Raw genomic sequence first — 12,052 nt, 5'->3', positions numbered from 1 at the left:
GCGCATGGAAGTCCTTATCCTATTTACCATGATCGTCGGGCTGATGTTGCTGGGCGTTCCGATTGCCGTCAGCCTTGGCTTCTCGTCGATCGTCTTTCTGCTGGTGCTGTCCGACAGCTCGCTTGCGTCCATCGCGCAGACCTTCTTTCAGGCGATGGCGGGGCACTATACGCTGTTGGCGATCCCGTTCTTCGTGCTGGCGTCGTCCTTCATGTCGACGGGTGGTGTGGCCAAGCGGATCATCCGTTTCTCTATCGCGCTGGTCGGGCATTTTCCGGGCGGTCTGGCGATTGCGGGTGTTTTTGCCTGTATGCTGTTCGCCGCCCTGTCGGGATCATCGCCCGCCACGGTGGTTGCCATCGGGTCCATCGTGATCGCGGGGATGCGGGAGACCGGCTACACCAAAGAATTCGCCGCCGGTGTCATCGCCAACGCGGGCACCCTCGGCATCCTGATCCCGCCGTCCATCGTGATGGTTGTCTATGCCTCTGCCACGGATGTCTCTGTGGGGCGGATGTTCCTTGCGGGCGTTATCCCCGGTCTGATGGCAGGCACCATGCTGATGCTGACCATCTACATCATGGCGCGGGTCAAGAAGCTGCCACAGGGCGAATGGCGCGGCTGGGGCGAGGTCTTTGCCTCGGGGCGTGAAGCGGGCTGGGGGCTGATGCTGATCGTGATCATCCTTGGCGGTATCTATGGCGGTATCTTTACCCCGACCGAAGCCGCTGCCGTGGCTGCAGTCTATGCCTTCTTCATTGCGGCCTTTGTCTATCGCGATATGGGCCCGCTGCACGTCGAAGGCGAGGGGCGCAACCTGTCGCTGATGCGCAAGCCCTTGGCGCTGGTCACTGTCTTCTTCCACCGCGATACCCGCGATACGCTGTTCGAGGCGGGCAAGCTGACCGTCACCCTGATGTTCATCATCGCCAACGCGTTGATCCTCAAGCACGTGCTGACCGACGAGCAGATTCCGCAGCAGATCTCTGCCGCGATGCTGAGCGCGGGTTTCGGGCCGATCATGTTCCTGGTCATCGTCAACGTGATCTTGTTGATTGGCGGGCAGTTCATGGAGCCGTCGGGCCTGTTGATCATCGTCGCCCCGCTGGTCTTTCCTATCGCGATTGAACTGGGCATCGACCCGATCCATCTGGGGATCATCATGGTGGTGAACATGGAAATCGGGATGATCACCCCGCCGGTGGGTCTGAACCTCTTTGTGACCTCGGGCGTGGCGAATATGCCGATGATGAATGTGGTCAAGGCCGCGCTGCCCTTCACCGTGGTGCTGTTCATCTTCCTGCTGATGGTGACTTATATCCCGGTCATCTCGACCTGGCTGCCGACCTTGATGATGGGGCCGGAGATCATCACCCGCTAGGGCGTTGTATCACGAGAGAAACGAAAAAGGCGGCGCACCCCATCGGATGCGCCGCCTTTTATGTATGTCATGCCATAAGTTTATTTGGCAAAATGAAGATCAGGCGGCAGAGAGCGCCTGAAGGATCGGGACGAAATCAGCGTGTGTAAGGCTCGCCCCGCCGATCAGGGCACCGTCCACGTTGTCGACCTTGAATATCTCTGCCGCGTTGTCCGGTTTGACCGAGCCGCCGTACAGCAGCCGCAGCGCGTCGCTGACATCCGTGCCAAAGCGTTCGGCCAGTGTTGCGCGGATGAAGTCATGCACCTCGACGATCTGGTCAAGGGTCGGGATTTTGCCGGTGCCGATCGCCCAGATGGGCTCGTATGCGAGGACGGTATTCTCGCCTGTGCAGCCGTCGGGCAGGGAGCCTGCAAGCTGTTGGGCGATGACATCCAGCGTGGTGCCCGCGCTGCGATCCGCCTCGCTTTCGCCGATGCAGATGATGGCCGTCAGCCCCGCGTTCCAAGCGGCCCGCGCCTTGGCCGAGACATCGGCATCCGTTTCGCCATAGGCATCGCGGCGCTCGGAATGGCCGATGATCACATAGGTCGCGCCGACCTCCTTGATCATCGAGGCAGAGATGTCGCCAGTGAAGGCACCTTTCGGCTTTGCGTGGCAATCCTGCGCGCCGATGCCGACGGGGGTGCCTTGGGCCTTGGTGACCGCTGGCAGAAGGTAGGGGGCGGGCGGGCAGATCACCGCCTCTGCATGGGTGCTGTCCATCGCAGCGGCCACATCGGCCAACATGTCCAGACCGGCCAGCGTGCCGTTCATCTTCCAGTTTCCAGCGGCAAGCTTGCGGCGCATATGCATATCCTTCATGTGGTTTTTCAAAGGGATACCAGCGCCACCCCGACAGGGCAACGGCAAGCTGCGATCACGCCCCGCCAGCGCGGCGCGATACCGTTAGCCGAATTTGATGGATTCGCCGCAGCCGCAGGCTTCGGTCACATTGGGATTGCGGAACTTGAAGCCGGATTCCAGCAGCGAGGTTTCATAATCGATCTCGGTGCCGAAAAGGAACATCTGCGCCATCGGCGCGATCATCACGCGCGCGCCGTCCTGTTCGACGACCTCGTCATTGGCGTCGGCCTCGTTCACATACTCCATCGTATATTCCATGCCGGCGCAGCCACCCTTCTTAATGCCGATGCGCAGACCGGCGTGGCCGGCGGACGTCATCAGCTTGGTGATCTGATTGGCGGCTTTGGGGGTGATGGTGACGGCTTGCTTGCCTGGGATTGCGAACATGCTGAATACTCCTGTTACCGACAAGATAAGGGCTTTGGCGGGGTTTCTCAAGCGGGGGGATGCACAATAGCAAAAGGCCGACCCCGAAGGGACGGCCCATGTCGTCATGCGCGATTGCGCCGGATCAAACCCCGCAGGTTACAGACCCATGCAGTTGGCATAGTAGGTGACGGTCGCGGGCCAGTCAGAGAAGACGCCCTTGACGCCAGCGTCCTGTGCCAGCACGTCCAGCGCGACCAGATAGTCGCTGTCGTCGGTGATGATGTCGCCAACGGATTGGAAGTACCAGCCACCGCCCGTGGACAGCGGACCGGAGCGTTCGAGCGTCCAGGCGATCAGGTTCAAACCGGCTTCGCTGGCTTTCTTGGCATAGTCAGAGGCGGCCAGAGCGCCGTCTTTGTTGGTCAGCAGCATGTTCAGCGACGGGGCCAGATACTGCACGCCTTGCTCTTTCAACTGGGCGAAATCCTGTGTCCAGGTGCTGGGGTCCTGTTCGTCGAAACCTTCGCTCCATTCCACGAGATAGACGGCCTGTTTGCCGAACTCGGGCTCTGCCTTGATCCAGTAAAGCACGTCATCCAGGTTGAACGACTGCGCCCAAACGTCCGAGGCAGGGATGCCCGCGGCTTTGTATTCGTCGATCATCTTCTGCGCATAGTCTTCCTGGCTGAAGCCGTCATGGGGCATCTCGACCGAAGGGGACTTGAGCTCAGGGGTGAATTTCGCGCCGAGGGATTTAAACAGCTCGATCGATTCCGCGTGGGTCATCAGATCCGCACCGTCGCTGTACAGCTGAGTGCGGAAGCTGGCCACGCCGCCCTGATAGTCTTCGGCGGTGGTGGCGGTGGCGTCGGCGCTGTCCATCTTGGGCGTCAGGGTGCGGAACTCTGCCAAGGTGATGTCCGAGGTGCGGCATTCCGCGCTGGCACCTTCTTCGCCCGCAGCCGCGGTGAAGCCGGTGGTGCATTTCTCGGCCAGATCGGAGACGAGGATATTGGTGGTGGTGTGCAGATCGTTCTGCGCGTGACGGCAGACCAGTTCGTGGTCGGCGGTAAAGGTCACGTCGCATTCCAGAATGCCTGCACCCTGACGGGCGGCGGCAACGTTGGACTGTACGGTATGCTCAGGGAACATCAGCGGTGCGCCGCGGTGCCCGATGGAGAAATCGGATTTGGACGCGGTCTGGCCCATGCAGGACGCCAGCTTTTCCTTGAGGTCGCCATCGGGAAGCTTGTCCACCAGATAGGCAGGACGGGCACCGTATTCGACAGGGACGGGGGTGCTGTGGGCGTCGGCCAGCAGCGCGGTGGGGGCCAAAGCCAAAGCTGTAAGGGCAGTAGTTAGTCGCATGATCGCTCCAAATAAAATCATCTGGCAGCGGTGTGGCTACCCTATGTTACAATGATGCGACCATTGCGTGAAACTCATGTAAAATCAACCGGGACGTGAAATGCGCCCCGGTTTCAGCCTATCGGCTTACATGAAGCCCAGTTCAAGACGGGCTTCGTCAGACATCATATCCATGCCCCATGGTGGCTCCCAGACCAGTTCCACGTCGACGGTTTTCACGCCGGGCAGGGGTTCGACCGCATCGGCGACCCAGCCGGGCATCTCGCCTGCGACGGGGCAGCCGGGCGCGGTGAGGGACATCTTGATGTTGACCTCGTTTTCCGCGTTGATGTCGATCGTGTAGATCAACCCCAGCTCATAGATATTCACTGGAATCTCAGGGTCATAGACGGTGCGGCAGGCTTCGGTGATCTGCTCGTACAGCGGATGATCCGTTGACGAGGGCGCAATCAGAGGGGTGCCTTCAAGAGGTTGTGTGCTGTCGGTCATCAGGGCCTCGCTCCTTTTTCTTATCGTTTATATAGGGATTGCAGCGGGCACCGTCCAGAGGGCGGACCCGCGATCCAATGCGGAACTTAGGCTTTGCGCTTGCGCACTGGCTGCGGCTTTACCCGCGCTTCGATCATATCATAGACCATGCCGACGATATCCTTGCCGGTGGCTTTCTCGATCCCTTCGAACCCGGGAGAGCTGTTGACCTCAAGCACCTTTGGCCCGCTGTCCGACCGCAGCAGATCCACACCGGCAGTGCCCAGACCAAAGGCCCGTGCCGCGCGCAGGGCGGTGTCGCGTTCAACCTTGGTGATGCGCACGACCTGAGCGGTGCCGCCACGGTGCAGGTTGGAGCGGAAATCGCCCTCCGCGCCGGTGCGCTTCATCGCGGCCACGACCTTGCCATCCACCACTAGACAGCGCAGATCCTCGCCCGCGGCTTCCTTGACGAAATCCTGCACAAGAAAGTTCGCCTTGAGCCCGCGGAAGGCATCAATCACGGATTCCGCGGCCTTCTTGGTCTCGGCCAGCACCACACCTTTGCCTTGGGTGGATTCCAGCAGTTTCACGATCAGCGGCGCGGTGCCCACCAGCGCCATGAGGTTCGACGTGTCCTTGGGCGAGGCAGCAAAAGCGGTGGTCGGCATGCCGATTTTCTTCGACGCCAACACCTGATGCGTATGCAGCTTGTCGCGGCTTGACAGGATGCCGGCAGAGCCGTTGACGCAGTAGGTCCCGATGGTTTCGAACTGCCGGATCACCGCGCAGCCATAGGGCGTGACCGAGGCACCGATCCGCGGGATTACCGCGTCATAGCGCGGCAGACGTTTGCCATCGTAATGCACTTCGGGGGCCATGGCGTTGATCGCCATATAGCAACGGGTGGTATCGATCACTTCGACAGTATGGCCACGGGCCTCGCCGACTTCGACCAGACGCGAGGTGGAATAGTTGCTGGCTTCACGGCTCAGCACGGCGACCCGCAATGCGCGTTTGGGGGCGCGGTGGCGCACAGCGGCGGTATGGTAGACGTCATAGCTCAGATCCGGTTGCAACCGTTTCTCGGTGGGCGAGATGGTGATGTGATCTGTCAGCGCCTGACGGCCCAGCAACATGCGGCTGGTCATGCCCGCACGGTTGGTCAGGGTCACGTCAATGGGCCAGCTTTGCCCTGCGACATCCATCTTGGTCGCGATGACATAGCGCAGCTCTGCCTCGCCATTCGACGAGGTGACCTCGCGCCGGTCAATGATGGGCGCGGAGCAGGTGATGGTGATGTCTTCGTTGCCGGCCACAGGATGCACGTTGAACCGGACCTTGGGTTTGGAGGCGGGGCCAAAGACTTCGATGTCATGGGCATGCAGCGCCGATGTGCGCGCGCCGGTGTCGATCTTTGCCTTGATCGCGGGAAGCCCCAATTCGGGAAGGGCGACCCATTCTTCCCAGCCAAACGTCAATTCTTGCATGTCACGCACTCCGGCACAGCTAAATCATCCCGCCGCCTAGCAGGTCGCCCGCGTCTACTCAAGCCACGACACGGGCTTCCAAATGGCATAAATCCCGGGGTCCGGGGCAGCGCCCCGGCGGTTCCGGCTGGACATAGCGCAGATTTACGGTGCTTCCATGACAGCCTTGTGGAACGCGGGGCCAAACTGCGTGATTGCGCCTATGCGGGGGACATCTTATAGCCGCAGTCATGAAAAAATTCTCGTTCGATCTTCAGGCCCGCGATGGTGCGGCGCGTACCGGTGTCATCTCTACCCCGCGGGGGGATATTCGCACGCCGGCCTTCATGCCAGTGGGCACGGCTGCCACGGTTAAGGCGATGATGCCCGAAAGCGTCGCCGCGACCGGTGCGGATATCCTGCTGGGCAATACCTATCATCTGATGCTGCGCCCCACTGCCGAACGGATCGACCGTTTGGGCGGGCTGCACAAGTTCATGAACTGGGACAAGCCGATCCTCACCGATTCCGGCGGGTTTCAGGTGATGAGCCTGTCAGGGCTGCGCAAGCTGACGGAAAAGGGCGTGACCTTCAAAAGCCATGTGGACGGGTCGAAACACGAACTAACCCCCGAACGGTCGATGGAGATTCAAAAGCTGCTCGGCTCCGATATCGTCATGTGCTTTGACGAATGTCCCGCGCTGCCTGCGGATCGCGCGCGGATCGCGGACTCGATGCGGATGTCGATGCGGTGGGCCAAGCGCAGCCGCGAGGCTTTTGGCGACCGTCCTGGTCATGCGCTCTTTGGTATCCAGCAGGGCGGGCTGGAACGTGACTTCCGCGAGGAAAGCGCCAAGGCGCTGATCGACGTGGGCTTTGACGGCTACGCTGTCGGCGGCCTTGCCGTGGGCGAGGGGCAAGAGGCGATGTTCGGCTGTCTCGACTTCGCCACCGATATGCTGCCCGTGGACCGGCCACGCTATCTGATGGGGGTGGGCAAGCCGGATGATATCGTCGGGGCCGTGGCCCGCGGCATCGATATGATGGACTGCGTATTGCCTTCACGCTCTGGCCGGACGGGGCAGGTGTTCACGCGTCACGGCGTTGTGAACATCAAGAACGCACGCCACGCCGATGACCCGCGTCCGCTGGACGAAGCCTGCACATGCCCGGCGTGCTCGAACTACAGCCGCGCCTATCTGCACCATGTGTTCCGTAGTCAGGAAATGATCTCGGGGATGCTGCTGACATGGCATAACCTGCGTTATTTCCAGGAAATCATGGCGGGTATGCGCGACGCGATTGCGGCGGGGACATTTGACGCCTGGCAGGCTGATTTTCATAGCCAGCGTGCCCAAGGCGACATCGACCCGCTTTAGAAAAACCCTGCGGTGAATGGAATAAACCTTCCGCCCCGTCCTTGCGATGACGGGGCGGAAGGTTAGGTGCTGTAGACAAGAAACAACACCGCAAAGGAGTTTTCCATGACCGAGGCATTATTCACCCCCCTGAAGGTCGGTGGCATCGAGGCCGCGAACCGCATTGTGATGGCCCCGCTGACCCGCAGCCGCGCCAATGACGACAGTGGCGAAGTCGGCGACATGCACGTCGAATACTACGCACAGCGCGCCGGTGCCGGGATCATCATCACCGAAGCGTCCCAGATCAGCGCCGAAGGCAAAGGCTACATCAAAACCCCCGGCATCTACACCGAGGGGCAGGTTGCTGCCTGGAAAAAGGTGACGGACGCGGTGCACGCCAAGGGCGGCAAGATCGTGATCCAGCTGTGGCACGTAGGCCGGATCAGCCATGTGGACATCCAGCCTGACGGACAAAAGCCCGTCGCCCCCTCGGCCATCGCGGCAGAGGTGAAGACCTTTACCAAAGACGGAATGACCCCGACATCTGAACCGCGCGCCTTGGAGTTGGACGAGATGCCACGCATTGTCGCCGATTATGTCCACGCAACCAAGATGGCGCGCAAGGCAGGCTTTGACGGGGTCGAGGTCCACGGGGCGAATGGCTATCTGCTGGACCAATTCCTGAAAACCTCAAGCAACCAACGCGATGACGCCTATGGCGGGTCGGTCGAGAACCGCGCGCGGCTGCTGTTCGAAGTGCTGGACGGTGTCGTAAACGCATGGGACGGCGATCACGTCGGCCTGCGCCTGTCGCCTTTCTCGCCTGCGAACGGCATCGCGGATGATGACCCGCAAAAGACGTTCACCTACGTCGTAGATGCGCTGAACAAATACAATCTGGCCTATCTGCACATGGTCGAAGGCTCGACCGGCCAGTCGCGCGATCTGGATAGCGGCGAAGACCTTGGCAAGCTGCGGTCGCTGTTCAACGGCGTCTACATGGCAAATAACCTTTATGACCGCGACATGGCGATCGATGCCGTGGCCAGCGGCAAGGCTGATCTGGTGGCCTTTGGCCGACCCTATATTGCCAACCCCGATCTGGCAAAACGGCTCGAACTTAACGCACCGCTGAACAAGGGGGATACGAAAACCTTCTATGCCGGTGGCGAAGAGGGCTATACCGATTATCCCTTCCTTGAAGAGGTCGCGGCAGAGTAAGCTCGTTAAGCGCGAAAAAGCACATATCCGGCCCGTTTTTTGTCATTCGGGCCGGTTAACCATGGTTCTTGGCGGTTTTCGCGGATAATCATACGATCCGCGCTTGTCTGTCCGCCGGTGGCGGTTCATTCTAGGGTGACCCTCACGCCAGATGGCCCGCATACGAACGGATCACAGCATCATGGGGATTGAAACAGGCGGGTAGGGTCCCCAGATATCCTACTCAGAACAGGAGATGAACGAACGGTCGCCTAAGATAGGGGCCAGTGTCATCTTGCAGTATAAGGAAAAGAGCATGTTAGAGCCTCTGAACGCGTCCTACCCGGTATTGCCTTTGCGCGATATTGTGGTGTTCCCCCACATGATTGTACCGCTTTTCGTGGGCCGCGATAAATCTGTTCGCGCCCTCGAAGAAGTCATGGCCGATGACAAGCAGATCCTGCTGTCGAGCCAGATTGACCCCGGCGTGGATGACCCCGATTCCGATGGTATTTTCAACACCGGCGTCCTGGCGAATGTGTTGCAACTGCTGAAGCTGCCCGACGGCACCGTGAAGGTGTTGGTCGAGGGGCAGGCGCGGGTGCGCATCACGGAATACCTTGAAAACGATAGCTTCTTTGAAGCCTCTGCCGAATATCTGACGGAAGAGCCCGGTGACGAGACCACAACTCAGGCGCTGCTGAAATCCGTGGCCGAAGAGTTTGAACGTTATTCCAAGGTCAAGAAGAACGTTCCCGAAGAAGCGCTGTCGGCGGTGACCGAAGCGTCCGAGCCTGCACGTCTGGCCGATCTGGTCGCGGGACATCTCGGCATCGAGGTCGAGCAGAAACAAGACCTGCTTGAAACCCTGTCCGTCTCCGAACGGCTCGAAAAAGTATACGGGCTGATGCAGGGCGAAATGTCCGTTCTGCAGGTCGAGAAAAAGATCAAGACCCGCGTCAAATCCCAGATGGAGAAGACGCAGCGCGAGTACTATCTGAACGAGCAGATGAAGGCCATTCAGAACGAGCTTGGCGATGGTGAAGACGGCAAGAATGAAGTCGCCGAACTGGAAGCCCGCATCGCGGACACCAAGCTGAGCAAAGAGGCCAAGGAAAAGGTCGACGCCGAACTGAAGAAGCTCAAGAACATGTCGCCCATGTCTGCCGAGGCCACCGTGGTGCGCAACTACCTCGACTGGATCCTGTCGATCCCGTGGGGCGTGAAGTCGCGCACCAAAAAAGACCTCGCCAAGGCACAGCAGGTGCTGGATGATGATCACTATGGCCTTGAAAAGGTTAAAGAACGCATCGTCGAATATCTTGCCGTGCAACAACGCTCTAGCAAGCTGAAAGGCCCGATCATGTGCCTTGTCGGCCCTCCCGGTGTGGGTAAAACCTCGCTTGGGAAGTCTGTTGCCAAGGCGACGGGGCGCGAATTTATTCGCATCTCGCTGGGGGGCGTGCGTGACGAATCCGAGATCCGCGGTCACCGCCGGACCTACATCGGCTCAATGCCCGGCAAGATCATTCAGGCGCTGAAAAAGGCGAAAACCACGAACCCGCTTATCTTGCTCGACGAAATCGACAAGATGGGTCAGGATTTCCGTGGCGACCCCGCGTCGGCCATGCTCGAGGTGCTTGATCCGGAACAGAACGGCACATTCGTCGACCACTACTTGGAAGTGGAATACGATCTGTCGAATGTCATGTTCCTGACCACGTCGAACAGCTACAACATGCCCGGGCCTTTGCTTGACCGGATGGAGATTATCCCCCTGTCTGGCTATACCGAGGATGAAAAGCGCGAGATCGCGAAACAGCACCTTGTGGCCAAGCAGGTCAAGAACCACGGTCTGAAGGCAAAGGAATTTGCCATTGAAGACAGTGCGTTGACCAGCATGATCCGCTACTACACCCGCGAGGCCGGCGTGCGGAACCTTGAGCGCGAAATCGCCAAGGTTGCGCGGAAGTCGCTGACCAAGATCGTCAAGAAGGAAGCCGACGAGATTACCGTAACGGGCGACAACATCGAGGATTTCCTCGGCGTGAAAAAGCACCGCTACGGCTTGGCCGAGCTTGAGGATCAGATCGGCGTCGTGACCGGATTGGCCTATACCTCGGTTGGGGGCGAATTGCTGCAGATCGAAGCCCTGCGCCTGCCGGGTAAAGGTCGGATGAAAACCACCGGCAAGCTTGGCGATGTGATGAAGGAATCCATCGACGCGGCCAGCAGCTATGTGCGGTCGATCAGCCCCAAGATCGGGGTGAAGCCGCCCAAGTTCGACACGCTGGATATTCACGTCCACGTGCCCGATGGTGCGACGCCGAAAGACGGCCCCTCTGCCGGTCTGGCGATGGTGACATCGATCGTGTCGGTGCTGACCCAGATCCCCGTGCGCCGCGATATCGCGATGACGGGGGAGGTGTCCTTGCGCGGGAATGCGATGCCAATCGGCGGCTTGAAAGAAAAGCTGTTGGCGGCGCTGCGTGGTGGGATCACAACGGTTCTCATCCCGACCGAGAACGAAAAGGATCTGCCGGATATCCCGGATAACGTGAAAGAAGGGTTGACCATCATTCCCGTCAAACACGTGTCCGAGGTGCTGAAACATGCGCTGGTCCGCGAGCCCGAAGCGATCGAATGGGATCAGGAGGCAGAAGATGCCGCCGCAGCCGCCGCGCTGGCCCGTCGCAACGCTGCAGGGGATAGCGCGACAGCGCATTAAGCAACGATCAAACCGACATCAGGCCGCCCTTCGGGGCGGCCTTTTTCGTGGGCGCGTCCCCGATTTTCGCGCGGGGCTGCGTCATCCCCAAGCACCGCTGGATTTCCCCCGGTGGCCCCGCTAGGGTTTGGTGAAACCTCCCCAACGGACGAGACGTCAAATGACCACGCCCAAGAAAACCAGCACACCTAAACCAGCCGCACCCGACACCGCCGCAGCACCCGCTGTGGTCGAAGCACCGCGCCCTGTGATCCTCGGCCCCGTGATGCGCAAGAAAGAGCTGATCGACACAGTTGTCGAAAGGTCGGGCGTGAAAAAGCGCGATGCGAAACCCGTCGTTGATGCCATGCTCGCCGTATTGGGCGAAGCACTGTCGGACAGTCGCGAGCTGAACTTGCTGCCGTTCGGCAAGCTGAAAGTGATCAACGAGAAAGAGTTGAAAAACGGCAAGATGATCCGCGTCAAAGTGCGGCAGGTGACACAGGGGCAGGGCGGCGGCGATACCGCTGATCAACCCGACGACTGAGGGCGAAAATCGCTTAAAATCTCCGGCGCAAAGTTACGGCGCCCGCAGCAGCCCTTCACCTTGGTGAGGGGCTTTGTCGTATCAAGGGCTTTGCCTTGCTGATGCCACAGGCCGCGCAGGCAATCCCTTGACATCAAACGCATAAAACCTCGTCGCCGTCGGCGCAGGTTGCGTTGGTAGAACTGAATTGTGGTGGTAAATGGTGGGTCGTGAGAGGCTCGAACTCCCGACATCTTCGGTGTAAACGAAGCGCTCTACCAACTGAGCTAACGACCC

10 protein-coding genes and 1 tRNA gene are annotated in these 12,052 nt (G+C 59.9%); 5 read left to right on the top strand and 6 right to left on the bottom strand.

Annotation, left to right across the window (positions count from 1 at the left end; translation table 11 throughout):
* Positions 1-4 precede the first annotated feature (4 nt).
* The gene (locus B3849_RS07585; protein WP_009826801.1) at positions 5-1,381 is read left to right on the top strand and encodes a TRAP transporter large permease; all 1,377 of its coding nucleotides are present in this window, start codon (positions 5-7) and stop codon (positions 1,379-1,381) included.
* A 99-nt stretch (positions 1,382-1,480) separates the two neighbouring features.
* On the opposite strand, the gene tpiA is transcribed toward B3849_RS07585, so the two are convergent.
* From tpiA to rimK, 5 genes are all read right to left on the bottom strand, one after another.
* Entirely contained in the window at positions 1,481-2,230 is a 750-nt protein-coding gene (gene tpiA / locus B3849_RS07580; RefSeq protein WP_286780000.1) for a triose-phosphate isomerase, read from the bottom strand.
* A 99-nt stretch (positions 2,231-2,329) separates the two neighbouring features.
* Positions 2,330-2,674, bottom strand: a complete 345-nt coding sequence (locus B3849_RS07575; protein ID WP_005853040.1) for a HesB/IscA family protein — start codon at positions 2,672-2,674, stop codon at positions 2,330-2,332.
* 138 nt (positions 2,675-2,812) lie between these two features.
* Positions 2,813-4,024, bottom strand: coding sequence for a glycerophosphodiester phosphodiesterase family protein (locus B3849_RS07570; protein ID WP_278426181.1), 1,212 nt, complete (start codon positions 4,022-4,024; stop codon positions 2,813-2,815).
* Positions 4,025-4,150: 126 nt separating this feature from the next.
* Positions 4,151-4,513 carry an SUF system Fe-S cluster assembly protein gene (locus B3849_RS07565; protein WP_005853043.1) on the bottom strand — a complete coding sequence of 121 codons (363 nt, stop codon included), beginning with the start codon at positions 4,511-4,513 and terminating at the stop codon, positions 4,151-4,153.
* 86 nt (positions 4,514-4,599) lie between these two features.
* Positions 4,600-5,982, bottom strand: coding sequence for a 30S ribosomal protein S6--L-glutamate ligase (gene rimK / locus B3849_RS07560; protein ID WP_286779983.1), 1,383 nt, complete (start codon positions 5,980-5,982; stop codon positions 4,600-4,602).
* Between the two features lie 230 nt (positions 5,983-6,212).
* On the opposite strand from rimK, the gene tgt reads away from it, so the two are divergent.
* From tgt to B3849_RS07540, 4 genes are all read left to right on the top strand, one after another.
* On the top strand, positions 6,213-7,340 hold the full coding sequence (gene tgt / locus B3849_RS07555) for a tRNA guanosine(34) transglycosylase Tgt (protein WP_278426178.1): 1,128 nt from the start codon (positions 6,213-6,215) through the stop codon (positions 7,338-7,340).
* 105 nt (positions 7,341-7,445) lie between these two features.
* On the top strand, positions 7,446-8,543 hold the full coding sequence (locus B3849_RS07550; RefSeq protein WP_278426177.1) for an alkene reductase: 1,098 nt from the start codon (positions 7,446-7,448) through the stop codon (positions 8,541-8,543).
* Between the two features lie 295 nt (positions 8,544-8,838).
* Entirely contained in the window at positions 8,839-11,250 is a 2,412-nt protein-coding gene (gene lon, locus B3849_RS07545) for an endopeptidase La (RefSeq protein WP_005853049.1), read from the top strand.
* A gap of 160 nt (positions 11,251-11,410) precedes the next feature.
* On the top strand, positions 11,411-11,776 hold the full coding sequence (locus B3849_RS07540; RefSeq protein WP_278426176.1) for an HU family DNA-binding protein: 366 nt from the start codon (positions 11,411-11,413) through the stop codon (positions 11,774-11,776).
* Between the two features lie 200 nt (positions 11,777-11,976).
* Here the strand turns inward: B3849_RS07540 and B3849_RS07535 are convergent.
* Positions 11,977-12,052, bottom strand: a tRNA-Val gene (locus B3849_RS07535).

This window comes from Sulfitobacter sp. UBA4523, assembly GCF_002388305.1.
GTDB classification, from domain to species: Bacteria; Pseudomonadota; Alphaproteobacteria; order Rhodobacterales; family Rhodobacteraceae; genus Sulfitobacter; species Sulfitobacter pontiacus.
Note: the sequence above shows the minus strand (reverse complement) of the source record. Positions and strands in the feature narration are given on the sequence as shown.